Here is a 24702-nt window from a genome sequence, read left to right on the forward strand (position 1 = left end):
CGCGCAAGAAATAATTTTATTTTGGGTGAATTTTGATATTTTGTTTGAATTTCGCGTTTTTGATCGTACACCAAAAGGCCAAGGGAGGAGCTTGATGAGTACGCAGGACGCGGACATTTTTGATGATATGCGTCATCGCCTGATCACCGGCGAGTTCGGTTACGGTACCAAACTGCGTGCCGAAAAGCTACGTTCGGATTACAATTGTTCCGCCAGTACAGTGCGCGAGGTCCTCTTCCGACTGTCTACCGTCGGGCTGGTGGATTTTCAGGAACAGCGCGGATTTCGCTCGCCATATCAGTCGCGTGAACGGCAGCATGACCTTACGCATATGCGGATCATGCTGGAATCCGAGGGGGCCTGCCTGTCGATCCGTCTTGGCGGTGTCGAGTGGGAATCCCGTCTGTCTGCCGCGCATCACAAGCTGTCCCATATTGAAATGCGGGTCCGGTCTTCGGGGGATGTGTCGCCGCTGCTCAACCTCTGGAGCAGGGCGGAACAGGAATTCCACGAGACGCTGATCGAGGCCTGCGGATCGGCATTGCTGATTCGGACGCATCTGGTGATCTACGAACAGTTCCGCCAGCAACTGGTCTCTGCCGAGACCAACTACGGCTACTTTGCGGAGAACATTCCGGAGCATCAGGCGATTCTTGATGCCGCGCTGGACCGGAACGAAGAACTGGTGCGCAAACGCATCCACGATCATCTGGCGCGCAATCTGACCCACCCGCTACCCGGCAGGCATCAGGCGGTTGCGTTCGGCAAATCCTCTTTGATGTAAACATCGACGATCTCGTCGAAGCTGCTCTCTGCGCGGAAGCCCAGTGAAATCGCGCGCTGCGGATCGAAGTCTCGCGGCCAGCCCTGAACAATTTTCATGATCGCCTCGTCAGGTGCCTGCCGGATCAGATCAACTGCCTTCTGGCCTGCTGCACGGCGCAGGGCTTCAATCTGCTCGGCCACGGTGCAGCTGACGCCGGGCAGGCTCAGCGCCCGGCGGCCCTCCAGCCTGTCAGTATCCAGACCGGCCGCATGTATCAGAAAGCCAGCCGCCGACCGGGGTGACGCGTGCCAGTGGCGCACGGTGTCGGGCACCGGCAGCAACGCTTCCACACCGTTCAGTGGTTCGCGGATAATGCCCGAAAAGAAAGAGGACGCCGCCAGGTTGGCCTTGCCGGGCCGGACACAGATGGTCGGCAGCCGCAGCGACATACCGTCGATGAAGCCCTTGCGGCTGAAATCTGTGACCATCAGTTCACAGATGGCCTTCTGTGCCCCGTAGCTTGTCTGCGGCGCAGAGAGGAATTCATCGTCGATTTTGTCGGGATACGGCGCGCCAAAAACAGCGATGGACGACGTAAACACCATTCGCGGTACATAGCTGCCACCGCTTTTGTCGTGTTCCTGCCGCAGCGCTTCCAGCAGATGCCACATGGACATCATGTTGATCGCCCAGCCCTTCTCGAAATTGGTTTCCGACTCGCCGGAGACAATGGCCGCAAGGTGAAAGATCACGTCGGGTTTCATCGCAGCCAGACGCACGGCGGTTTCCGGGTCTTTCAGGTCGCCTGTCATCTGTGCCGGGCCGCCAACACCAGCAGGTGGGAAAGCCACGTCAAACAGTGTGATCTCCGGAGCCGCATCGCCGCCAAGGCCTTCATTCACCAGGCGTGCCGCCAGTTTCTGGCCGACCATGCCGCCGCCGCCAAGGATCAGAATCTTTGTCATACCGGCAATCCGTTTCTTGCTCTGAGTTCAAGGTAGAGACCGGAATGGTCCCTTTCGCCGCCGTCCATCGCATCAATAAAATGCTGAAACCTGTCGCGCACGCTCTCTGTCGCGGGCAGCGAAAGGCCCAGCGAGGCGGCTTCGTCCAGTGTGTTATTCAGGTCCTTGACCTGGAACTTGGTGAGCCCGCCCGGTTCAAAATTCCGCTCCGACATCCGCTCACCATGCTGCTGCAGGATAACGCTGTCCGCAAATCCGCCTTTCAGGGCCGCGCGCAACGCCGCCGGGTCCGCGCCCCCCTGTTCGGCCAGCAGAATAGCCTCCGCGACAGCGGAAATCGTGACGGCCACGATTGTCTGATTGGCCAGCTTGGATAACTGACCGGCACCCGAAGGCCCCACATGCACAGGACGACCCATCGCCGCGAAAACGGGTTCGGCCTTTGCGAAGGTCTCAGCGTCGCCGCCAACCATGATCGCAAGGCTCGCGGCTTCGGCGCCCTTTGTGCCGCCCGAAACGGGAGCATCCAGATGACCAAATCCCAAGGGTTTCAGAACACCGGCCTGCTCGCGGGCGTGCTCGGGTTTGGCCGACGACATATCGATCCAGACTGCTCCGGGCGACAGTGCTGCCTGGATCTCCGGGTCATTGATCAGTGCGCCGGACGCAAAACCGTCCGACAACATGGTGATGATGAATTCCGCGTCGCGGACAGCCTCAACCGGGCTCGACGCCACGGTTGCACCCTCGGCAGCGAGCGGCTCTGCACGCGCAATGCTGCGGTTCCATACGGTCAGCGCGTGACCGGCGCGCAGCAGGTTCTGTGACATCGGAAAGCCCATCAGGCCTGTGCCGATGAGTGTCACCTTGCGGGATTGTGTCATGGGTGCGGTTATCCTCTTATCGCTTCAGACAAGGCTGTAGCCAAAGTTAATACTGTGTCATACGCTAACGGAAACCAGCCGATGAACCAGCCCGGTTGACGGCTTTTTTGACGACAACAGCAAAGAGAATGCAGGTCAGTCCACTGTCCGTGCCGGAGGGCACGGCGCACCAGGGGAATGATCCTGCCGGGGGGAAAGCATTGACTTCTCAGAGACTTAAGGGAAAGCGCGCGCTTGTTACAGCCGCGGGTCAGGGGATCGGACGTGCCACCGCGCTGTCCATGGCAGCCGAAGGCGCGCAGGTCTTTGCAACCGATGTAAACATGGAAGCGCTATCTACGATTCGCGATGCGAATCACGAAAATCTGGAAATTTTCGAACTTGATGCACGCAGCGATGACAGCGTGAAAGCGGGTGTTGAGCGCGCCGCACCGGACATTCTTTTCAACTGCGCAGGCTTCGTACATCACGGTTCAGTTCTGGAAGCAGATGACGCCGAATGGGACTTTGCATTCGATCTGAATGTACGCTCCATGCTGCGCACCATCCGTGCGGCGCTGCCTGGCATGCTGGAACGTGGGACCGGTTCCATCATCAATATGTCGTCCGCCTGTTCGAGCGTAATTGGTGCGCCGAACCGTTTTATCTATGGCACGACCAAAGCTGCCGTGATCGGACTGACCAAGTCCGTCGCCGTGGACTTTGTGGACAAGGGTATCCGCTGTAACTGCATCTGCCCGGGCACTGTCGAAAGCCCCAGCTGGCATGAACGCGTCGAAGCCCTGGGCGAACAGCTTGGCAGCAAGGAAGAAGCCCTGAAGCAGTTTGTGTCCCGTCAGCCCATGGGCCGCGTGGCCACAGCCGAGGAAATTGCGGCGCTGATTGTCTATCTGGCGAGCGATGAAAGCGCCTTTACCACCGGGCACCCCCATATCATTGACGGAGGATGGTCAGGCCAATGACCAGAAAAATCGGAATCGAAGATCTGCGGTCGCGCAAATGGTTCATGAATCCGGACAACCCGGAAATGACAGCGCTCTATCTGGAACGGTACCTGAACTACGGACTGACGCGCGAAGAGCTGCAGTCGGGCAAACCGATCATCGGCATCGCCCAGACGGGCAGCGATCTGAGCCCGTGTAACCGCCACCACCTCGAACTGACCAAACGCGTGCGGGATGGCATCATCGCGGCAGGCGGGACCTGCATCGAAGTGCCGGTGCACCCGATCCAGGAAACGGGCAAGCGACCGACAGCAATGCTCGACCGCAACCTTGCCTACCTGAGCCTTGTGGAAACGCTGTTTGGCTATCCGCTGGATGGCGTTGTGCTGAACATCGGCTGTGACAAAACCACGCCTGCGCTTCTGATGGCGGCGGCAACCGTCAACATCCCGGCAGTGGCCCTGTCTGTGGGGCCCATGCTGAACGGCTGGTTCCGCGGGCAGCGTACCGGCTCGGGCACCATTGTGTGGAAAGCACGCGAGATGCATGCGGCGGGCGAAATTGACAACGAAGGGTTCATGGAACTCGTGGCCTCATCGGCCCCGTCGGTGGGCTACTGCAATACGATGGGAACCGCCACGACCATGAATTCGCTGGCCGAAGCACTGGGTATGCAGCTGCCCGGCTCTGCGGCAATTCCGGCCCCGTACCGCGAGCGGGGACAGATCAGCTATGAAACCGGCCGGCGTATTGTCGATATGGTGTGGGAGGACCTGCGCCCTTCGGACATCATGACCCGAGAGGCATTTGAGAACACCATTGTGATCAACTCGGCGATCGGGGGGTCAACCAACGCCCCGATCCACCTCAACGGCATCGCGCGGCACCTTGGTGTGCCTCTAGACAACAACGACTGGCAGAATGTCGGCCATGATGTCCCGCTGCTGGTAAACCTGCAGCCCGCGGGAGAATATCTGGGCGAGGATTACCAGCGCGCGGGCGGTGTACCGGCGGTTGTGGGCGAACTGATCGCAGCGGGACTGCTGCCGCATCCGGATGTGATCACGGCAAACGGCCGGACCATGGCCGAAAACTGTGGGCACCTGCGCAGCGAAGATCCGGATGTGATCAAGTCTGTCTCGGATCCTCTCAAACCTCAGGCGGGTTTCATCAATCTGACGGGCAATCTCTTTGACAGCGCGATCATGAAAACCAGCGTGATCAGTGACAGCTTCCGGGCGAAATATCTGTCCAACCCGGATGATCTGAACGCCTTTGAGGGACGCGCGGTTGTGTTTGACGGCCCCGAAGACTTTCACCACAGGATCGACGATCCGGCGGAGAACATAGACGAGGATTGCGTATTGTTCATGCGCGGTGCGGGGCCGAAAGGCTATCCCGGCGGGGCAGAGGTGGTGAACATGCGTCCGCCGTCGTACCTGCTGAAACAGGGGGTCGAGGCGCTGCCCTGCGTCGGTGACGGGCGTCAGTCCGGCACGTCAGGCAGCCCGTCCATCCTGAACGCGTCGCCTGAAGCAGCTGATGGCGGTGGTCTGGCTCTGCTGCAAAACGGCGACCGGGTGCGGATTGATCTGAACAAATGCACAGCGGACATACTCGTGCCGCTGGATGAACTGGCAGAACGGGCGCGCGCCTTTGAGACGGCCGGCGGATATGATGCTCCGGAAAGCCAGTCGCCCTGGCAGCAGTATTTCCGCGAAAAAGTCGGCCGTTTTGACGAGGGTATGATCCTGAGGGACGCGGACAAATACAAGGACATCTCGCGCAAAGGGTTGCCGCGTGACAACCACTGAAACACCGGGTACCGGCGGCTGGAAACCAGTCGACGTTGTCAAATGGATTGCGACTGTGGTCCAGCTTGTCGGCTACGCGCTGACCGGGCTGGGTCTGACACCCTGGAACATCTGGGCCTTTTTTGCCGGGATTATCCTCTGGTTCGCCGTGGGCGCCATGTGGAAGGACAAGGCCATTATGGTCGTCCACGTGGGCGCCTTTTTATCATTGTTGATCGGCTATCTGAACGCCGCATAGGGAGACTATCATGAAACTTGTACGTTACGGCGCGCCCGGCGCCGAAAAACCCGGAATGCTGGACGCAGACGGCGCACTGCGGGATCTGTCGGCTCATGTGGACGATATCAACGGCGAGGTGTTGTCAGACGCTGGCCTGGACAAAATGCGCGCGATTGATCCTGCGAGCCTGCCGGTTGTTGACGGGTCGCCACGGATGGGCCCCTGCGTGGGTGATATCGGCAAGTTCATGTGCATCGGTCTGAACTACCGCGACCATGCCGAAGAGCAGGGCCTGCCGATCCCGGAGCATCCCATCCTGTTCATGAAAGCAAACTCCGCGATCGTCGGTCCCGATGATGATGTTGTCCTGCCCCGGGGGTCAAAGCGGTCCGACTGGGAAATCGAGCTGGGTGTTGTGATCGGCAAAGCTGCGAAATATGTCAGCAAAGAAGATGCGCTGGATTACGTCGCGGGCTACTGCGTCTGCAACGATGTCAGTGAGCGGCATTTCCAGACGCAGCTGACCGGCACCTGGACCAAGGGCAAATCCTGCGACACGTTCGGCCCCACCGGGCCGTGGATGGTAACAAAGGACGAAGTGCCGGATCCCCAGGCGCTGGATATGTCCCTGAAGCTGAACGGCAATGTTATGCAGACAGGCAATACCTCGACCATGATTTTCACCGTGGCCGAGATCATTGAACACCTGAGCCATCTGTTCACCCTGCATCCGGGCGACGTGATCAGCACGGGTACCCCGCCGGGCGTGGGCGATGGCATGAAGCCAGACCCGCAGTACCTGAAAGGTGGGGATGTGATGGAACTTGAGATCAGTGGTCTCGGCAAACAGTGTCAGAACGTTAAAGAGGACGAATAAACATGGCTGATCTTTTCATGATCGGAAGCGCCACACCGGTAATGCTGGAACGCCTTGGGGCGAAATTCACCCTCCACAGGGCGTCCGAAATGGATGACCCCCAGGCGTGGCTGAACGAGAACGGTGCGTCCGTTGGTTATGTCGCTACAAACGGCCATGACGGTGTGAAACCCGAATACATGGCTGCGATGCCCAACCTCAAAGCGATCAGCTGTTATGGTGTGGGCTATGACGCCATCGACACAAACGCAGCCCGCGAAAAAGGTGTGGTGGTTACCCATACGCCAAACGTTCTGAACGCCGAGGTGGCGACCACAGCAGTGATGCTGATGATGGCCTGTTACCGCGAATTGCTGCGCGATGACGCATGGGTACGCTCCGGCAACTGGGAAGCCAAAGGCAATGCGCCGCTGACCCGCTCTGTGGACAATCAGACTGTCGGCATTCTGGGACTTGGCCGGATTGGTCAGGCCATCGCTGACAAACTTGCGCCGTTCGGAACCACGGTGGTCTATCACTCCCGCAGCGCCAAGGACGTGCCGTATAAGTATTACGGCGATCTGACAGAGATGGCGCGCGATGTGGATTGCCTGATCTGCATCACGCCGGGCGGCCCGTCCACGAACCGCATCGTGAACCGTGATGTGATCGAAGCGCTGGGACCACAGGGCACGCTGATCAACGTCTCGCGCGGGTCGGTCATCGACGAGCCGGAGATGATCTCTGCGCTGCAGGACGGCCGTCTGGGCTGGGCAGGTCTCGACGTTTTTGAAGCGGAACCAAAGGTCCCGGAGGCGCTGCGCGGCCTGGCGAATGTTGTGCTGCTGCCGCACGTTGGCAGTGCAACGCATGAGACGCGGGATGCGATGGGCGCGCTGACAGTGGACAACCTGCTCCAGCACCTCGAAGACGGCACGGTCATCAGCCCGGTGCCGGAATGCGCGGACATGTGACCGGTGTCAGAGATTGCATCGGTTGAAGCCCGTCTTTTTAACGTGCCGCTGGATGAGGTGCTGGTCGACGCCAAACATGGCTCGCACAGTCACTTTCATCTGATCACAGCGACCGTCACGCTGAAAGACGGTCGCCAGGGCACTGGCTATACCTATAACGGCGGGCGCGGCGGTCATGCGACCGCTGCCATGATCACCCATGATCTGGCGCCGTTTCTGGTGGGGCAGGATGCGGGGGACGTTGAGGCCCTCTATGACGCGATGCAGTGGCATATGCATTACGTCGGGCGCGGCGGCATTCTGAGCTTTGCAATCTCTGCGGTGGATATCGCGCTCTGGGACCTGCGTGGCAAAGCCTCGGGCAAGGCGCTGTGGCAGATGGCTGGTGGCGCTGGCAGAACCTGTGATGCCTACGGTGGCGGGATTGATCTGGCCTTTCCGCTGCCCAAACTGCTCAGCCATGTGCAGGGGTATCTGGATGCGGGCCTTGGTGGGGTAAAGATCAAGATCGGCCAGCCGGATCTGCAGGAAGACATCGACAGAATCCGCGCGGTCCGTGCTCACATCGGGCCGGAACCGGCGTTTATGATCGATGCCAATTATTCATTGACGGTGGACGAGGCCATCACTCTCGCGAACGCTGTATCTGATCAGAATATCCTGTGGTTTGAAGAGCCGATCATTCCGGACGACTATCCGGGGTATGCCGCAATCACGCGCGCGACCGGGATGGCTGTGGCCCAGGGCGAGAACCTTCACACCATCCATGAGTTCGAAATGGCGCTGGCGCAGTCTGAACTCGGGTTCATACAGCCGGATGCCTCGAACTGCGGCGGCGTCACAGGCTGGCTTCAGGTCGCGGAGCTGTCACTGACGGCAGGCGTGCCCGTGTGCAGCCACGGCATGCAGGAACTGCACGTAGGTCTTGTCTCAGCCCGGGAAAACGCCGGCTGGATTGAGGTGCACAGCTTTCCGATAGACCGCTATACGACGCGGCCGCTGGTCGTGGAAAACAGGCGCGCCGTGGCGTCTGATGAACCGGGTACAGGCGTGACCTTTGACTGGTCACGCCTCGAACCTTTTGAAATCAATCTGTAAACTCAGATGCGCAGGAAACGCTGCGCTATTCTCGGGATAAAGCTGTCAAACCGCAGCGGTGCATCTGTCACGGCAAGGCAGATGCAATCCTCATGGATATCCGCTACCGGCGTGTGATGCAGGTCGCTGTCGGCAATCTCGACATCGCCCCGTGCGAAGTAGCCGTCATCGTCCTGAAACGCGCCCTGCAGCACCATGGTCATTTCAGTGCCCTGATGCCCGTGATCCGGCATCGCCGCACCGGCAGGGATGAACAGCAGACGAGCGGTGGCTTCGCGCGAGGTGGGCAGGATCGCCTGTTTCACGCCCATGCCCACAGGCTTCCACTTTATTGCGTCAAGATCACCGCCGACATAGTCCTGCAAGGGCTGTGGCAGCACAGCCTTCGCAGTTTTCGGCGCACGGATCTGCTCAACAGGGCCACCGTCGATCAGCGCCAGTGTCGCGGCAAGACTGTCATCCGACAGGTCCGGTGCTGCGGACTGGTCCAGGATTTCGCCGCCCAGTGCATCGAAGCTTTCCGAGGCGGCGCGGCACACGTCGCACATGGACAGGTGCGATGCGACAATCAGGTTGAACGCTTCCGGCAGCGTTCCGGCAGCATATGCCATAAGGATGGCATCGTTCAGGTGATGGTTGATACTGTTACTCATTGCTTTCACTTCATTACATGGCGCAGGCGTTCCAGCGCCAACCGTATTCTCGATTTGATCGTGCCAAGCGGCAGACCGGTTTCAGCGGCGATTTCGCTGTGGGTCAGATCCCCGAAATACGCCTTTTCTATCAGTTCCCGTTGGGCCTCGGGCAGTTCCGCCAGGGCGGCGCCGAGTATTTGGCTTTCCTGCTGCAGGTTCAGGACGTCTTCCTGATCCGGCTCTGCCTCGGGACCCCATGCAAGGTCCTCCGGCTCGGGTCTGCGCTGGCGGCGCAGAATGTCTATCTTTCTGTTCCGCGCGATCGTGAAAATCCACGTCGCCACGGATGCCCGTGCGGGGTCAAACTGATGCGACTTGTGCCAGAGAGCGGCCATCACATCCTGTGTGCATTCCTCCGCCAGCGACGGATCCGCGCCAGAGCGCATCAGGAAGCCTTTTACCCGCGGTGCGAAATGGTCAAACAGCTCGGCAAAAGCCTGACGGTCCTTGTTGTCCCGGATCCGGACCATATGAGAGACCCAGACCATCCGGGCCGGATTGTCACCCGCCGTCACTTTCGACCGTCCTGAACCGTTACTTTTCCCGCGCAAAAACACTGGAGGACGCGCAACGCGCGACACGTTTCCGTCATGTTTTCCCACATCCACACTTTCGAACATATCCTCTCTACGCTGCAGGTGCACAACCGGATCAAAAAAAAGTTTATGCGCTTCCGTAAATCCATTTACGGGACGATCCCGTAGATAACACTAGTTAAGACAGATCAACTACCCGAGCGGATCAAGACCTTATGCCCTTTGAAGCCCTGACAACAGGCGACATTCCCGACACATCACCCGCAGGCCAGCCTCAGAAGATCGCCATCATCGGTGGCGGCATCACTGGCATGGGCGCAGCTTTTATGCTCGGGCGTGACCATCATGTAACACTTTATGAGGCCGAGCCACGGCTGGGCGGACATGCCCGCACGGTCATGGCAGGCAAAAACGGCGACCAGCCCGTGGACACGGGGTTTATCGTTTTCAACTATGCTAACTACCCCTACATGAGCGCGCTGTTTGACCAGCTCGACGTGCCGGTGGTCAAATCCAATATGAGCTTTGGCGCGTCTATCAACGGTGGCGCGCTTGAATATGCGCTGACCAGCCTGGATGCGCTTTTCGCACAGCGCCGCAATGCGGTAACCCCGGCGTTTCTGCGCATGGTGCGCGACATCTTCCATTTCAACAAAAACGCGCTGGAGGTATCCGCAGATCAGTCCCTGACACTGCGCGATTTTCTGGCAAAGCTGGGAACAGGTGACTGGTTCCGGGACTACTACCTTCTGCCGCTGTCAGGGGCGATCTGGTCCACACCGACCGAAAAGATCATGGATTTCCCGGCACACGCCATGATCCGCTTTTTTGAGAACCACGCGCTGCTCAACACGACCGGGCAGCACCAGTGGTACACGGTCGATGGTGGTTCAACCGAATATGTCCGCCGCCTTGAGGCTGCGATCTGTGATCGCGGTGTCCGCCTTCGCACGGGCGCGCCGGTTGAAGCCGTTTCGCGGATCGGGGGCCAGATCTCGGTGCGTGCCGCAGGCGGCGAAGCCGAGATTTACGATCATGTGATCTTCGGAACTCATTCGGATGACACGCTGCGTCTGCTTGCAGATGCAACACCGGACGAGCAGCAGGCGCTGGGCGCGGTTGCCTACCAGCCGAACGATATCGTGCTGCATGCGGATACGGACATTATGCCAAAGCGCCGCAAGACCTGGGCCAGCTGGGTCTACACCGAGGACCGCGATGCACAGTCTGACCGGATTGACCTGACCTACTGGATGAATTCGCTTCAGCCGATTCCTCAGGATGATCCGCATTTCGTCACCCTGAACACCAAGCGGACAATCCGTGAGGAGCTGATTTATGATCAGGTGACCCTGCGCCATCCGGTCTACGATCTGGCCGCCCTCGCAGCACAGGAAAAAGTGCGTGCGTTTAACGGAGCGCACAACACCTGGTTCTGTGGGGCCTGGATGAAAAACGGTTTTCACGAGGACGGTCTGTCCAGCGCGGTTGATGTCGTGCGCGCGCTCCGCGCTCAGAACTATGCGAGGCTTGCCGCCGAATGACCGAAACCGTGGATCATATCGCGGGCCTGACCTACCACGGTCGCAAGGGGGCGGTCGCCAACGCCTTCCGTTACTCGGTGGACTATGTGCTGCTGGATGCTGAGGCAAAGGTGCGCACGCCCTGGCTTTTTGGCAGAAACCGCCGGGGGCTGACGTCGCTGCAGGACCGCGACCATGGCGGCGCGCCGGGTCTGGGCCGCGGGGCCACCTGGGTGCGTGATGTGCTGCAACAGCACCAGATCACCGGCGTCGCTACAATTGAGCTTCTGGCACAGCCGCGTCTGCTGGGTCATGTCTTCAACCCGGTCAGTTTCTGGCTGTGCCGTGCGTCTGACGGCGCGCTGATCACGGTGATTGCCGAGGTCAGCAACACCTTTGGCGACCGGCACAGTTATCTGTGTCATCACAGCGATCTCAGCGAAATCAAACCCTCTGACACGCTGAAGGCCCGCAAGATATTCCACGTGTCACCATTTCAGCCAGTCGAGGGGGGATACACCTTCCGTTTTGACATCACCGCCGAACGCATCGGTATCTGGATCGACTATGCCCGTCCGGATGGCGGGCTGATCGCGACCCTGACAGGCAAGCGGCGCAGTCTGAGCAACCGGATCATCCTCGCCTCTGCGCTGCGCCGCCCGTTCGGTTCACGCCGGGTGCTGGCCCTTATTCACTGGCAGGCGCTGAAACTCTGGCTGCGCGGTGCTCTTTACCGCGCCCGCCCTGAGCCGCCCGACAAGGAGGTCTCGCGATAATGCAGACCGCCGAACGACTCCCCGCTTATTCGGTCTTTGCGGCTCTTCTGTCAGCCGCAGGTCTGCCGATCTATATCCACGCACCAAAGTTCTACGTGGACGAATACGGCGTGTCCCTGGCCGCGCTGGGGGCCGTTCTATTCGGACTGAGGCTACTTGATGTGGTCCAGGACCCGCTTCTGGGCCGGCTCTCCGAGTTCCTGCGAGACCGGCGCGGTGTGGCTGTCGCGGGTGGCTGCGCGGTGATCGCGGGGGCAATGATTCTGCTTTTTGCGGTGCCGCCGATGATGCCGGCGCTTGTCTGGTTCGGCCTGTGTCTGACGCTGGTATTTTCCGCGTTCAGCTTTCTGACCATCAATTTTTACGCGCAGGGCGTGGTCAAAGGTACCGCGATGAAAGGGCAGGGGCATCTGCGTCTGGCCCGCTGGCGTGAAAGCGGTGCGCTGGTTGGCGTCTGTGTAGCGGCGGTCGCACCGGTGGCACTTGGCGCAGTCTTCCCGGCCCCCTTTGCCGGTTTTGCCATCGGGTTTGCCCTGCTGGCCGTGGTGGCCTGGTTTCTGATGCGAAATGAGTGGAGCACTGCGGGCCTTGGTCAGTCGACAGGGTTTGGTGCTGTGCTCGCGGATCCGCTGGCGCGGCGCCTGCTGCTGATTGCTCTCGTCAATGCCGCCCCCGTTGCAGTCAGTTCGACACTCTTCCTGTTCTTTGTGGAAAGCCGGCTGGAAGCGCCGGGTTTCGAAGGGCCGCTGCTGCTCATTTTCTTTTTGTGCGCTGCACTGGCAGCACCACTCTGGGGGGCTCTGGCTGAACGCATCGGTGCCCGCGACGTGTTGCTGCTGGCTATGGTGCTCGCGATCATTTCGTTCGGGTCCGCGCTCACGCTGGGTCCGGGCGACTGGGTGCTCTTTGCCGTGATCTGCGTCGCGTCCGGCGCGGCACTTGGTGCGGACCTGACCCTGCTGCCTGCCATTTTTGCCACCCGGATGGCCCATATCTCACCCTCTGCATCCGAGGGGTTCGGGCTGTGGTCGTTCGTGTCCAAACTGACCCTGGCGTTTGCCGCCGTATCCCTTTTGCCGCTTCTGGAAAACGCAGGTTTCCGGAGTGGTGCAACCGACAATCCACCCGAGGCGCTGGCGCTGCTCACGTTTCTGTATGCCGCTGTGCCCTGTGTTCTGAAACTGGTCGCCATACTTCTGTTGTCTGTGACCAACCTGAAAGAGGCCTGAGAAATGACCGTCTGGATCTATATCCTCACTGGTGCCCTGCTGGCGCTGGCCCTGTTCTGGCTCAAGGACCTGTTCGCCGGTTTCGCCGCGCAGAGACCGGAAGACTATGAAGATGACCACCCGACCTTTGACATCCGCCAGCACCTGAACGGACCGATCGTCTGTGAAGGCGTGATTTACGGCCCGCTGGGACGTGTCAGCAGCCGCTTTGTCGCGGATTTCGATGCCTCCTGGGAGGGCGATCGGGGGCTGATGAAAGAGCGGTTTGTCTATGATGACGGCAGTGTTCAGAACCGCGAATGGCATCTCGAACTGCGCCCGGACGGGGCGATCGCCGCAACCGCGCCGGACGTGGTCGGAGAGGGGCGCGGCCGGCAGTCAGGGTCGACCGTTCTGCTGCGCTACAACATCCGCTTGCCGGAGAATTCGGGCGGGCACGTCCTGAACACCGTGGACTGGATGTATCTGACCCCGAACGGCACCATCATGAACCGGTCCCAGTTCCGTAAATTCGGGATCAAGGTTGCTGAACTGGTGGCGACGATGCGTCCCCGGGAGGCCTGATGCGCGACCTTCAGGACAAACGCTACTGGCTGGTGGGCGCCAGCGACGGGCTCGGTGCGGCACTGGCGCGCCGTATGAGCGCGGCAGGCGCGCATGTGATTGTCTCCGCCCGGTCCGAGGACAGCCTGAAAGCGCTGGTGGATGACCTGCCGGGCGAGGGGTCATTTCAGACGGTAGATGTCTCGGATGACGCAAGCGTTGCAGCAGCCGCCGAGGCGGTGGGCGACATCGACGGTGTCGTGTTCCTCGCGGGTGTCTACTGGCCGTTCAGCGCCGCAGAGTGGGATGCCGAAAAGGCGACCGCAATGGCGGACATCAACTTTACCGGGCTGATGCGGGTGATGGGCCAGGTGGTCCCGGCCATGGTCGCGCGCGACAGTGGTCATATCGTCATCACGGGCAGTCTTTCGGGTTTCCGTGGCCTGCCGGGTTCCATTGGTTATACCGCCTCCAAGGCCGGGACGATGTCGCTGGCGGAATGCATGTATGCCGATCTGCGCAAAACCGGTGTTCAGGTCCAGGTGGCCAATCCCGGCTTCATCAAGACGCGCCTGACGGACAAAAACAGCTTCAGAATGCCCTTTCTGATGACGCCTGAAGAGGCGGCGGACTACATGTTCCGCCACATGCAGACCCAGCGTTTCAAGCTGAGTTACCCGCGCCTCTTTTCGTGGCTGTTCCGGGGCAGCCAGCTGTTGCCGGACTGGCTGTATTTCAGGATTTTCTCCTGACGCCTCAGAGCCGCGCCGCGTGCGCGTTGTACGTGGCGGCGGCACGGGTCCAGACAGGATCATCCGCATCACCCAGGGTCAGCAGTGCAGGCAGCAGCTGTTCGGCATAATCCTCGCTGCTCTCGCGCGGCAGCATCGAGGGCAGGTTATCAATTGCCGTCACATCCAGCACCGGATCATCGCAAACCCTCAGCGCGGGGTTTTCCCAGGTTGTCGTGCGGTCATAAACCCGGACCGGTGAAAAATCGCTGTCAGGGTCGCAGGCGATATCACCGATGACACTCAGCCTGCGCGGCGCATCCAGCGCGGTTTCCGGGACGAAAACCGGCGTGCCGGGACGCGCCAGAATGCAGTTGAAAAAGATGTCATGCGCCAGAACTTCCGGGAACGGCCCGCCATGCGCCGTTTCGGCCATGTCCCAGCGGGTACAGGCAACGCCCATGGCTGTGCAGAGATCGGCAGCACCCTGTCCGACACGTCCCAGCGCGCCGATGATCAGCGCGTCGGGGCGGTGCGTCCCGGTGGAGATCAGGTCCGCCTGCAATTCGGACAACAGATGGGTTGAACTGTCGTATGCGCCCACCGGGCCGGCAGAGCCCCCCTTTTTCTGCGCAGCCCAGCACTTCAGCGCAACGGCAGCGCCCGCGTAGCCCGCCCAGTATCCGAAAGCGGCAACGCGCGCGCCCTTGTCGTCCGTCAGGTATTCCAGGTCCAGCAGGGTGCCACCACCCGCTTTGAACCGCCGGAGCAGGCGCAGCCCTGCAGGCTGTCCCTTGAAAGCATGGCCGAACATAATGTGCCGGTGTGGCAGGGGGGAGCCATCGTCGGGCAGTTCCTTGAGGCCGAACACCACCGCATCGGCGGGGGCGTCGGGCCAGCTGCTGGTCTCTGCCATGTCGCACCCGGTCTGAGCGTAGGCGTCATCAGGGATGACCCTCGACGGGCTGCGCTCGACTGTGACTTTCAGACCGGCACGCAGGAGCTTTTCGACACCGGCCGGTGTTACGCCGACCCGGGTTTCATTGTCCCGCTGTTCCGCACGGACCCACAGATGCGTCATGATCAGATCAGCCCTTTGTCGGCAACGGCCTGGACAGAAGCGCGTGACCTCATCCGTTCGATGAACGCAGCGATACCCGGAAAGTCATCAAGCGAAACACCATCGCTTTCCAGCCAGCTGCAGACGACAAAGGCGTAGACATCCGCCAGCGAGAAAGTATCACCCAGGACCCAGTCACCCTGCAGGCAGTCTTTCTGGAAGAATGCCGCGCTGGCGGCCATTGTTTCCGGCACCATTGCCGTCATATCGGCAAAGCTTTCGGGCTTGCGCGCCCATCTGTGTCCCCGCCGGTTGTGGGCGTGATTCACGTGCATGGTGGAGGCCATGTAATACATCACGCTGCGCATCTGAGCGGCGGCAACCGGATCCGCCGGGACCAGACCGGCATCGGGCGCGCAGGCCGCGATATATTCCAGAATAGCGCCGGTTTCTGTGAGCAGCGTGCCATTGTCTGTTGCAAGAAGCGGCACGCGGCCTTTGGGATTAAGCTTCAGATAGCTTTCAGAATGCTGCTCGCCCCCTGCCGTGTCGACCGGGACCAGTTCGTGCGCGAGGCCGGCTTCTTTGAGCGCAATTGCGGCGGCGACAGAGATGGTTCGGGGGGCGTACCACAGACGCATGGTCAGATCCTTTCAAACGTGGGTGCGGGCATGATGGCGCCCGGGGTCTTCCAGATGAGGAATGGCATTGAACATCACCGGCGAGAGCCTGCCGCCAATGGGAAAAAGCTGGTGCTGGGAGGTGTTGTAAATGGCCAGCGCCATATGCGCCATGGCCCCCACATCAAGCCCGAGCACCTGGCGCATAACCATCGAGATCAGTCCCCCGGACGTGACCACCAGGGCGGGACCGTCGCCCGCAGCGATCTCGGCCAGGGCTGTCCCGACCCTGTTTTCAAAATCGGCAAACCGCTCCGGTGCCGCGCTGATTTCATCGTTCTGCCAGGCCGTGAAGAGCTGTGGCAGATGAGCGGTGAACGCGGCCTGATCCATGGGAAACGGGACGCCATGCTCCTTCTCCATTGCGCTCGCAAGGGTCAGGTATTCCAGTTCATTCAGCCGCGGATCACGCACTGCCTCCAGCCCGGTATCCATAGAGGTCGCCGTCTCGACATGCCGCCGGAGCGTTCCCGTATAGAGCCGCACATGGTGCTGCTGGTGGCGCCGCATATGATCGCCCAGCCAGGCCGCCTGCTGGTGGCCGAGCGGGCTGAGCCGGTCGTAACTCGCCTCATCCGTGGCACCGGAATTGGCCTGGCCGTGACGTATCAGTGTGATCTGGGACATGAATACCTGTGTTTTGCCTCCTTAGTAGGGGAGAGACCGGCGGCTGAAAAGGTGTTCCGGCCCGTGCCCGGCTGTTTCCGCCGGTCGGGTCGCGCGGGGCGCATTTGTGTCGCGGATTTCGCATGGGAAACACATCTGCCGGGATTCAGGGCGGATATGTCGGGATTGACCCTCCCGCGGGCTGTACCTGCGCGGTATGCTCGCCGCAACGAGGCTGGAGGTGTGCGCAATGGCGGACGGTGTAAAGTTTACCCTGGACGGAGAAGAAGTGACGGCGGAAGCCGGCATGACGATCTGGGAAGTGGCGAACGGGCGTGGTCTGGTGATCCCGCATCTGTGCCACAAGCCAGCTCCGGGGTACCGGCCAGACGGCAACTGTCGCGCCTGCATGGTTGAGATAGAGGGCGAGCGTACGCTTGCAGCCTCCTGCATCCGCGAGCCTTCTGAAGGGATGGTTGTAACGACCAACTCCGCGCGCGCCGAAAACGCCCGCAAAATGGTTGTTGAGATGCTTGTCGCGGACCAGCCCGAACGGGACGAAGCCCACGATAAATCCAGCCACCTTTGGGACATGGCCGAGCTGAACGGCGTAAGCGAAAGCCGGTTTCCCAAACTGGAAGAGGGCCGGATTCCGCTGCTCGACGACAGCCATGTGGCGATGTCGGTCAATCTCGATGCCTGTATCCAGTGCGGCCTCTGCGTACGTGCCTGCCGCGAGGTACAGGTCAACGATGTGATCGGTATGTCCGGGCGCGGGCATGATGCGTACCCGACCTTCGATATGGCCGATCCGATGGGGGCGTCGACCTGCGTTGCCTGCGGTGAATGTGTGCAGGCCTGCCCGACGGGTGCGCTGATGCCTGCATCGGTAACACCAGGTGCCGGCGCAGGCGACAGCCGCGACTACGACGAAGAAGTCGAGAGTGTCTGCGCTTTCTGCGGTGTCGGCTGTCAGATTTCGATCAAGGTCAAGGACGGCAAAGTTAAATACGTCGAAGGGATCAACGGGCCCGCAAACGAGGGGCGTCTTTGCGTCAAGGGGCGCTTTGGCTACGACTACATTCATCACCAGCACCGCCTGACAAAACCGCTGATCCGCCGCGAGGATGCGCCGGAAAAGGGGCTGAATGTGGACCCGGACAACTGGCAGACGCATTTCCGCGAAGCAACCTGGGACGAGGCGCTGGATGCAGCGGCCGCAGGCCTGAAAGGCCGCGGGCGCGAAGTGGCGGGCTTTGGTTCTGCCAAATGCACCAACGAGGAAGCTTACCTCTTCCAGAAGTTCATCCGGCAGGGGTTCGGACACAACAACGTGGATCACTGCACCCGCCTGTGCCACGCTTCTTCTGTTGCCGCGCTGATGGAGAACGTAGGCTCCGGTGCGGTCACCGCGACGTTCAACGAGATTGAGAACGCAGATGTGGCGATTGTGATCGGAGCCAACCCGATCGAAAACCACCCGGTCGCCGCGACGTTCTTCAAGCAGTTCACCAAGCGGGGCGGTAAACTCATTGTCATGGATCCGCGTGGCCAGGCGCTGCGCCGCTTTGCCAGCCATATGCTGCAGTTCCGCCCGGGCGCTGATGTTTCGATGCTGAACGCGATCATGCATGTGATCGTCGAGGAAGGGCTCTACGACGAGCAGTATATCAGCGCCTACACCGAGAACTGGGACGCCGAGAAAGAGCATCTTGCGGATTTCTCACCCGAAGCCATGAGCGAGATCTGCGGCATCGATGCGGAAACCCTGCGCGTGGTGGCCCGTGAGTTTGCGGGTGCGAAGTCCGCTATGATTTTCTGGGGCATGGGTGTGAGCCAGCACATTCACGGCACGGACAATTCCCGCTGCCTGATCAGCCTCGCACTGATGTGTGGCCATGTCGGGCGGCCCGGTACCGGGCTTCATCCGCTGCGGGGCCAGAACAACGTGCAGGGGGCTTCGGACGCGGGCCTGATCCCGATGTTCCTGCCGGATTATCAGACGGTCACCGATGATGGTGTGCGTTCCGCCTTTACCGAAGTCTGGGGCAGCGGTGATTTCTCGAACGAGAAAGGTTTGACGGTCACCGAGATCATGGACGATGTGCACGCCGGCAATATCAAAGCAATGTATGTGCTGGGCGAAAACCCCGCAATGTCCGACCCCGATGTCGAACACGCCCGCGATGCGCTGGCGAAGCTGGATCACCTGGTCGTCCAGGACATTTTCATCACGGAAACCGCGAACTATGCGGATGTGATCCTGCCGGCGTCGGCGCTTTATGAAAAGTCCGGAACGGTGTCCAACACCAATCGTCAGGTGCAGATGGTGCGGCCCGCGGTGGCACCGCCGGGCGAGGCGCGCGAAGACTGGTGGATTGAGGCGGAGCTGGCGAAACGCTGTGGGCTCAACTGGACCTACACGCACCCCAGTGACGTCTTCGCCGAGATGGCGGTCAACATGCGCAGTCTCGACAATATCACCTGGGACCGGCTGCAGGGTACGGCCGTTACCTATCCGTCGCTCTCGCCTGAAGATCCGGGTCAGGCCGTTGTCTTCGGCGATGGCTTCCCGCGCCCGGAGGGCCGTGCGCGCTTTACACCTGCCTCGGTAATCGCACCCGACGATGTGCCGGACGCCGAATACCCGATGATCATGACCACCGGCCGCCAGCTTGAACACTGGCATACCGGGTCCATGACCCGGCGGTCCTCTGTGCTGGACGGGCTGGAGCCGGAGGCCAACTGCTCGCTGCATCCGTCTACGCTGCGCAAACTTGGGGTTGCCCCCGGCGGCCATGTCACCCTGACGACAAAACGGGGCAGCATCACGATTATGGCGCGCGAGGACCGTGCCGTTGCCCCTGATATGGTCTTTGTACCGTTCGCCTATGTCGAGGCGGCGGCGAACATTCTGACCAACTCCGCGATTGACCCCTTCGGAAAGATCCCTGAGTTCAAATTCTCTGCCGTGCGGGTCGAGAAAGCGGAAAAACAGGTCGCCGCAGAATAGCAGGTCCGCGGTGTCTTATGTACAGAGCTGACCCGGTTCCACCAGTTCGAAGCCGGTAATCTCGAATTCGTACATGCCGTTCCGGTCGGGCCTTTCCGCGCGGGCAATAAGCTTGCCTTCCGCGTTCTGGAAAACGGCGTGTGTGGTATGCAGTGCGCGGTAGCAATGTGTGCCGTCCGGGTAATAGTATTTGATCATTCCGGGTTCCTCCTGCACTCTTCTGGTTCAATTCTGCTGACAGGAACTGGCGGTAACTGCGCTCCGTGACGTACATATGCTGAACCCCGAAAGATTTCTGGCTGACCTCCACCACCTGCGGAGCTTCGGCGCCAGCGGTGTCGGCAAAGGTGTTGTGCGGCCTGCTTATTCCGACGCGGACGTTGCCGCCCGCACATGGCTTGCCGGGCGCATGCGCGATGCTGGTCTGCGGGTTGCCTGCGATGAAATGGGAAATCTCTTCGGTCTTGCGGACGGGCCGTCACTGTTGCTGGGGTCGCACAGTGACAGCCAGCCCGAAGGTGGATGGCTCGACGGAGCGCTGGGGGTGATCTCCGCGCTCGAAGTTGCGCGGGCCGCACAGGCAAGCGGTGGCCCGCCGGTCTCTGTCGTCTCGTTCCAGGACGAGGAGGGCCGTTTTGGCGTGACCACCGGCAGCGCGGTCTGGTCCGGTCAGCTCAGTCAGGCGGACGCGGACGGGTTGCAGGATCACAGCGGTATGCCGCTGGCAGAGGCGCGCGGTACGATGCGGCATCTGGTGACCGGCCCGGTGGATTCTGCGCAGTTCCGCGGGTTTATCGAGATGCATATCGAGCAGGGCCCGGCGCTTGACGCAGCAGGCGAACAGATCGGGGTGGTCACGGACATCGTCGGCATCCGCGATATGAATATCACCTTCACCGGCCAGCAGAACCATGCCGGAACGACGCCAATGCACCTGCGCCAGGATGCGTTCCAGGCTGTGTCTGCGTTCAACACCACGCTGAACGACCGGTTCCGCAATGTGGTCACACCGCAGACAGTCTGGACCATCGGGCATATCAGCCTGCATCCCAACGCATCGTCCATTGTGCCCGGCCGCGCCGTGTTCTCCATGCAATGGCGGGATGCAGATCAGGATCGTCTGGCGCGGATGGAAGAGATTATCCGTGACACCGCGCAGGCCACCGCCGGTGACCTTGGCATGCAGGTGTCGTTTGGCCGGCTGCTCGGGCTTGATCCTGTAGCAATGGACAGCGCGCTGCGTGGCGCACTGGAACAGGCCGCCGGAACAGTTGCGCCGGACCGCTGGCGCAGAATGCCGTCAGGCGCGCTGCATGATGCGACGAATGTTTCGCGCCTGATGCCCGTCGCGATGCTCTTCGTGCCGTCGATCGGGGGAATCAGTCATGCCTTTGAGGAAGACACCGCAGAAGTGGATCTGGTGGCCGGTCTGCGCGTGCTGGATGCCGCCGTTCGGAATTCCGCTGGTGGGACCCGGGGCTAACACATTGTTTTAAAAATGCGCTGTGATCTGATGGATCCGGTATTTTTTAATTGAACGGGCGTTAAATAAATTTCGCCGCTCTACTGGACAGACAGCGTTTCACGCGCCAAACTCCCTGGCAGGAAGAGAGGTTTGCGCGTGCTGACTGCGCTGGCCTGTCTTTACGGTGAGATCCGTAAAAATGGGCCGCCAGGGAGGACAAGAAGTGCAGCAAACAGCCGGCAAGCCGGGTGGGATCGGGTCTGTTCCTGCTCTTTTGCGCCGAAACGCTGAGGCGTTTCAGGCCGCACCCGCCTATCGTGAAAAAGAATACGGCATCTGGCAGTCGTGGACCTGGGCGGAAACGCTTGAAGAGGTCGAGGCGCTGGCGCTCGGGATGATCGACCTCGGCGTGGCCGAAGGGGATTTCGTCGCCATCATCGGACGGAACCGGCCACGCCTGTACTGGTCGATGGTCGCGGCACAGATGTGCGGCGCCATTCCGGTGCCGCTCTATCAGGATGCTGTGGCCGAAGAGATGGCCTATGTGCTGGGGCATTGCGGCGCGCGTTTTGTCATCGCCGGCGATCAGGAGCAGGTGGACAAGGTGATCGAAGTGCAGGCCGAGCTGCCGCAGTTCGAGCAGATGATCTATCTCGATCCGCGCGGGCTGCGCAAATACGACCATTCCAAACTGCACCAGTATACCCACGTACAGGATGCCGGCCGTGCCAAACGCGATGAACTGCTGCCCGAGATCAGCCGTCGCGAGGAAAAGCTGGAATACAACAGCACCTGCGTGATGCTTTACACGTCCGGGACGACGGGCAAGCCCAAGGGCGTGGTGCTGAGCAACCGTAATGTGATCGAGACGTCGCGCTCGTCCTCGGAATTCGACGACCTGCGTCAGACGGATGATATTCTGGCCTATCTGCCGATGGCTTGGGTGGGTGATTTCATCTTTTCCGTGGGGCAGGCCATGTGGACAGGTTTCTGTACGAACTGTCCGGAAAGCGCCGACACGATGCACACGGACCTGCGCGAGATCGGGCCGACCTATTATTTCGCGCCACCGCGCGTTTTCGAGACGCAGCTGACAAATGTGATGATCCGGATGGAAGATGCCGGACGGTTCAAACGCTGGCTGTTTGACGTCTGCATGGCCCAGGCGCGCAAGGTGGGCGCGGACATCCTGGACGGCAATCCGGTCAGCCAGTGGGACCGATTCAAGTATAACCTCGGTGAGCTGTTCATCTATGGGCCGCTGAAAAATACGCTTGGCTTCAGCCGGGTGCGGGTCGGCTATACCGCCGGTGAGGCCATCGGGCCGGAGATCTTTGATTTCTACCGGTCGCTGGGGATCAACCTGAAACAGCTTTATGGTCAGACCGAGGCGACCGTGTTCATCACTGCGCAGCCCGATGGCGAGGTGCGCAGCGACACGGTGGGGGTAACCTGCCCGGGCGTGGAACTGAAGATCGCAGAGAACGGCGAGGTCTTCTATCGCTCGCCGGGCGTTTTCGTGGAGTACTACAAAAACGCGGAGAGCACGGCGGACACCAAAGATCCCGAAGGCTGGGTCGCGACGGGCGATGCGGGGTTCATCGAGGAAGGCTCAGGCCATCTGCGGATCATCGACCGCGCCAAGGATGTGGGTCAGATGGCGGACGGGTCGCTCTTTGCGCCGAAGTATGTTGAAAACAAACTGAAATTCTTCCCCAATATTCTGGAAGCAGTGGTTTTCGGCAACGCGCGGGACGAATGCACGGCGTTCATCAATATTGATCTGACGGCGGTGGGCAACTGGGCGGAACGCAACAACATCGGCTATGCGTCCTATCAGGAACTGGCGCGCCACAGCCAGGTCATGGATACGATCCAGGCCCATGTGGAGGAGGTGAACGCCTCTGTGGCGCAGGACGAAATGCTGTCGGGATGCCAGGTGCACCGGTTTGTCGTTCTGCACAAAGAGCTTGATGCAGATGACGGCGAGCTGACACGGACCCGCAAGGTGCGGCGGCGGATCATTGAAGAGAAATACGATGATATCATCGCAGCACTTTATGACGGGTCGGCGGAGGTCAGTACGGTCACGGAAGTGACTTATGAGGACGGTCGCAAGGGGTCGATTTCAGCGACGCTGGAAGTGCGTAGTGCGAAGGTGGTCCCGGTGGGGACGCGGATGGCCGCGGAATGAGGTCGATGATCCAGTCCGGCGGCAGGTCTGCGGCCCGTTCAGATAAAGCGGTCCCGCCGGTCGTATACGCTGCGGACGGCCTGGCCGATGCGGAAACGGGTCGAAAACCCGCGCAGGGCAATGTCGATATCGCGGATGGCTTCCGCGCGGCTGAGACCACGGCGGTGGCGTCTGGTGGCCATGGACACGAGACAGTTACTTTCCCAGTCTGTCTGCATGGTGCTGTTCCTTCCGGCTGCTCCCGTCACCACCATAGGCAGATGAGTGTTAATATTTCGCGCAGGCTGCGCGCGCAGGGGGGCGGATATGCTTGATCAGTCCGAAGGATACACCACAGCCGACGGTCGCAAAATCGGCGGCGTCGTGATGGAGATGCGCAATATTACCCTTAGATTCGGGGGGGTTGAGGCGATCAAGGATATCTCCTTTGATATCCGTGAGGGCGAGATCCGGGCGATCATCGGACCCAACGGTGCGGGTAAATCCTCGATGCTCAACGTCATCTCGGGCTTCTACGTCCCGCAGGAGGGCGAGGTCTGGTACAAGGGCGCGCCGCGCCCGGCGATGAAGCCCTATCAGGTGGCGCGGCAGGGCATTGCGCGGACCTTTCAGAACATCGCCCTGTTTGAGGGTATGTCGGTGCTCGACAACGTGATGACCGGGCGGCTGACCAAGATGAAAACCGGGTTGTGGCGTCAGGCGCTGTGGAAAGGTGCGGCGGAGACCGAAGAGACCGAGAACCGGGAAGTCGCTGAAAAGATTATTGATTTTCTCGAAATCCAGGCGATCCGCAAGACGCCTGTGTCGCGTCTGCCTTACGGTCTGAAAAAGCGGGTGGAACTGGCGCGCGCGCTGGCGGCAGAGCCGTCGCTGTTGCTGCTGGACGAGCCGATGGCGGGCATGAACGTCGAGGAAAAAGAGGACATGAGCCGCTTTATTCTGGATGTGAATGACGAGTTCGGTACGACCATTGCGCTGATCGAGCACGACATGGGCGTTGTCATGGACCTCAGCGACCGCGTGGTCGTGATGGATTATGGCAAAAAGATCGGCGACGGGACGCCCGACGAGGTGCGCAATAATCAGGACGTGATCGACGCCTATCTGGGGGTCTCGCATGACTGATTTCG

General features: G+C 60.5%; 25 protein-coding genes. 16 read left to right on the forward strand and 9 right to left on the reverse strand.

Translation table 11 applies throughout. The features are described 5' to 3' along the window. Positions 1–94 precede the first annotated feature (94 nt). Complete coding sequence (locus AB4K19_RS18490; protein WP_436398513.1) at positions 95–784, forward strand: GntR family transcriptional regulator; 690 nt, start codon at positions 95–97, stop codon at positions 782–784. Here AB4K19_RS18490 and denD read toward each other — a convergent pair. Next, the gene (gene denD / locus AB4K19_RS18495; protein ID WP_375229720.1) at positions 748–1731 is read right to left on the reverse strand and encodes a D-erythronate dehydrogenase; all 984 of its coding nucleotides are present in this window, start codon (positions 1729–1731) and stop codon (positions 748–750) included. The genes AB4K19_RS18490 and denD overlap by 37 nt on opposite strands. Beyond that, a complete protein-coding gene (locus AB4K19_RS18500; RefSeq protein WP_375229721.1) occupies positions 1728–2615 on the reverse strand; it encodes an NAD(P)-dependent oxidoreductase in 888 nt (295 codons plus the stop codon). Before AB4K19_RS18500 ends, denD begins: the two co-directional genes overlap by 4 nt. A gap of 200 nt (positions 2616–2815) precedes the next feature. On the opposite strand from AB4K19_RS18500, the gene AB4K19_RS18505 reads away from it, so the two are divergent. From AB4K19_RS18505 to AB4K19_RS18530, 6 genes are read left to right on the forward strand one after another with little or no spacing between them, the layout of a single operon-like run. Next, positions 2816–3577 carry an SDR family oxidoreductase gene (locus AB4K19_RS18505; protein WP_436398515.1) on the forward strand — a complete coding sequence of 254 codons (762 nt, stop codon included), beginning with the start codon at positions 2816–2818 and terminating at the stop codon, positions 3575–3577. Next, positions 3574–5373, forward strand: coding sequence for an IlvD/Edd family dehydratase (locus AB4K19_RS18510; RefSeq protein WP_436398516.1), 1800 nt, complete (start codon positions 3574–3576; stop codon positions 5371–5373). The genes AB4K19_RS18505 and AB4K19_RS18510 overlap by 4 nt, the downstream gene beginning before the upstream one ends. Next, positions 5360–5611 carry a DUF6552 family protein gene (locus AB4K19_RS18515; RefSeq protein ID WP_375229722.1) on the forward strand — a complete coding sequence of 84 codons (252 nt, stop codon included), beginning with the start codon at positions 5360–5362 and terminating at the stop codon, positions 5609–5611. Before AB4K19_RS18510 ends, AB4K19_RS18515 begins: the two co-directional genes overlap by 14 nt. A gap of 10 nt (positions 5612–5621) precedes the next feature. Then, positions 5622–6470 (forward strand): fumarylacetoacetate hydrolase family protein, encoded by an 849-nt coding sequence (locus AB4K19_RS18520; protein WP_375229723.1) that lies wholly within the window; start codon positions 5622–5624, stop codon positions 6468–6470. Positions 6471–6472: 2 nt separating this feature from the next. Next, positions 6473–7423: a 2-hydroxyacid dehydrogenase gene (locus AB4K19_RS18525; RefSeq protein ID WP_436398518.1), complete on the forward strand. Its 951-nt coding sequence runs from the start codon at positions 6473–6475 to the stop codon at positions 7421–7423. 3 nt (positions 7424–7426) lie between these two features. Then, positions 7427–8521, forward strand: coding sequence for a mandelate racemase/muconate lactonizing enzyme family protein (locus tag AB4K19_RS18530; protein WP_375229725.1), 1095 nt, complete (start codon positions 7427–7429; stop codon positions 8519–8521). 2 nt (positions 8522–8523) lie between these two features. On the opposite strand, the gene AB4K19_RS18535 is transcribed toward AB4K19_RS18530, so the two are convergent. Further along, a complete protein-coding gene (locus AB4K19_RS18535; protein ID WP_375229726.1) occupies positions 8524–9174 on the reverse strand; it encodes a ChrR family anti-sigma-E factor in 651 nt (216 codons plus the stop codon). A 5-nt stretch (positions 9175–9179) separates the two neighbouring features. Then, a complete protein-coding gene (locus AB4K19_RS18540; RefSeq protein ID WP_375230937.1) occupies positions 9180–9704 on the reverse strand; it encodes a sigma-70 family RNA polymerase sigma factor in 525 nt (174 codons plus the stop codon). A gap of 263 nt (positions 9705–9967) precedes the next feature. On the opposite strand from AB4K19_RS18540, the gene AB4K19_RS18545 reads away from it, so the two are divergent. The 5 genes from AB4K19_RS18545 to AB4K19_RS18565 are packed head-to-tail and all read left to right on the forward strand — an operon-like array spanning position 9968 to position 14575. Further along, complete coding sequence (locus AB4K19_RS18545; RefSeq protein WP_375229727.1) at positions 9968–11296, forward strand: NAD(P)/FAD-dependent oxidoreductase; 1329 nt, start codon at positions 9968–9970, stop codon at positions 11294–11296. Next, positions 11293–12051, forward strand: coding sequence for a DUF1365 domain-containing protein (locus AB4K19_RS18550; protein WP_436398520.1), 759 nt, complete (start codon positions 11293–11295; stop codon positions 12049–12051). Before AB4K19_RS18545 ends, AB4K19_RS18550 begins: the two co-directional genes overlap by 4 nt. Beyond that, entirely contained in the window at positions 12051–13280 is a 1230-nt protein-coding gene (locus AB4K19_RS18555; protein ID WP_436398521.1) for an MFS transporter, read from the forward strand. The genes AB4K19_RS18550 and AB4K19_RS18555 overlap by 1 nt, the downstream gene beginning before the upstream one ends. 3 nt (positions 13281–13283) lie before the next feature. Then, positions 13284–13844, forward strand: a complete 561-nt coding sequence (locus tag AB4K19_RS18560) for a DUF3833 domain-containing protein (RefSeq protein WP_375229728.1) — start codon at positions 13284–13286, stop codon at positions 13842–13844. Continuing rightward, on the forward strand, positions 13844–14575 hold the full coding sequence (locus AB4K19_RS18565; RefSeq protein WP_375229729.1) for an SDR family NAD(P)-dependent oxidoreductase: 732 nt from the start codon (positions 13844–13846) through the stop codon (positions 14573–14575). The genes AB4K19_RS18560 and AB4K19_RS18565 overlap by 1 nt, the downstream gene beginning before the upstream one ends. A gap of 4 nt (positions 14576–14579) precedes the next feature. Here AB4K19_RS18565 and AB4K19_RS18570 read toward each other — a convergent pair whose 3' ends face one another. The 3 genes from AB4K19_RS18570 to AB4K19_RS18580 are packed head-to-tail and all read right to left on the reverse strand — an operon-like array spanning position 14580 to position 16921. Further along, positions 14580–15635: a saccharopine dehydrogenase gene (locus tag AB4K19_RS18570; protein WP_436398523.1), complete on the reverse strand. Its 1056-nt coding sequence runs from the start codon at positions 15633–15635 to the stop codon at positions 14580–14582. 2 nt (positions 15636–15637) lie between these two features. After that, positions 15638–16255 carry a glutathione S-transferase family protein gene (locus tag AB4K19_RS18575; protein ID WP_375229730.1) on the reverse strand — a complete coding sequence of 206 codons (618 nt, stop codon included), beginning with the start codon at positions 16253–16255 and terminating at the stop codon, positions 15638–15640. A gap of 12 nt (positions 16256–16267) precedes the next feature. Beyond that, positions 16268–16921, reverse strand: coding sequence for a histidine phosphatase family protein (locus AB4K19_RS18580; protein WP_375229731.1), 654 nt, complete (start codon positions 16919–16921; stop codon positions 16268–16270). Between the two features lie 229 nt (positions 16922–17150). Here AB4K19_RS18580 and fdhF point away from each other — a divergent pair, with 229 nt between their 5' ends. After that, positions 17151–19913 carry a formate dehydrogenase subunit alpha gene (fdhF, locus tag AB4K19_RS18585; RefSeq protein ID WP_375229732.1) on the forward strand — a complete coding sequence of 921 codons (2763 nt, stop codon included), beginning with the start codon at positions 17151–17153 and terminating at the stop codon, positions 19911–19913. 15 nt (positions 19914–19928) lie between these two features. Here fdhF and AB4K19_RS18590 read toward each other — a convergent pair whose 3' ends face one another. Then, entirely contained in the window at positions 19929–20111 is a 183-nt protein-coding gene (locus tag AB4K19_RS18590) for a hypothetical protein (RefSeq protein WP_375229733.1), read from the reverse strand. A 76-nt stretch (positions 20112–20187) separates the two neighbouring features. Between AB4K19_RS18590 and AB4K19_RS18595 the strand changes: the two genes are divergently transcribed. Further along, the gene (locus tag AB4K19_RS18595; protein WP_375229734.1) at positions 20188–21396 is read left to right on the forward strand and encodes a Zn-dependent hydrolase; all 1209 of its coding nucleotides are present in this window, start codon (positions 20188–20190) and stop codon (positions 21394–21396) included. 205 nt (positions 21397–21601) lie between these two features. Beyond that, a complete protein-coding gene (locus tag AB4K19_RS18600) occupies positions 21602–23572 on the forward strand; it encodes an AMP-binding protein (protein ID WP_375229735.1) in 1971 nt (656 codons plus the stop codon). Positions 23573–23610: 38 nt separating this feature from the next. Here the strand turns inward: AB4K19_RS18600 and AB4K19_RS18605 are convergent, their stop codons facing one another. Beyond that, a complete protein-coding gene (locus AB4K19_RS18605) occupies positions 23611–23790 on the reverse strand; it encodes a hypothetical protein (RefSeq protein ID WP_375229736.1) in 180 nt (59 codons plus the stop codon). Positions 23791–23878: 88 nt separating this feature from the next. Between AB4K19_RS18605 and AB4K19_RS18610 the strand changes: the two genes are divergently transcribed. After that, entirely contained in the window at positions 23879–24697 is an 819-nt protein-coding gene (locus AB4K19_RS18610) for an ABC transporter ATP-binding protein (RefSeq protein WP_436398527.1), read from the forward strand. Positions 24698–24702 lie beyond the last annotated feature (5 nt).

The organism is Roseobacter phycocola, from assembly GCF_042055075.2.
Classification (GTDB): domain Bacteria; phylum Pseudomonadota; class Alphaproteobacteria; order Rhodobacterales; family Rhodobacteraceae; genus Roseobacter.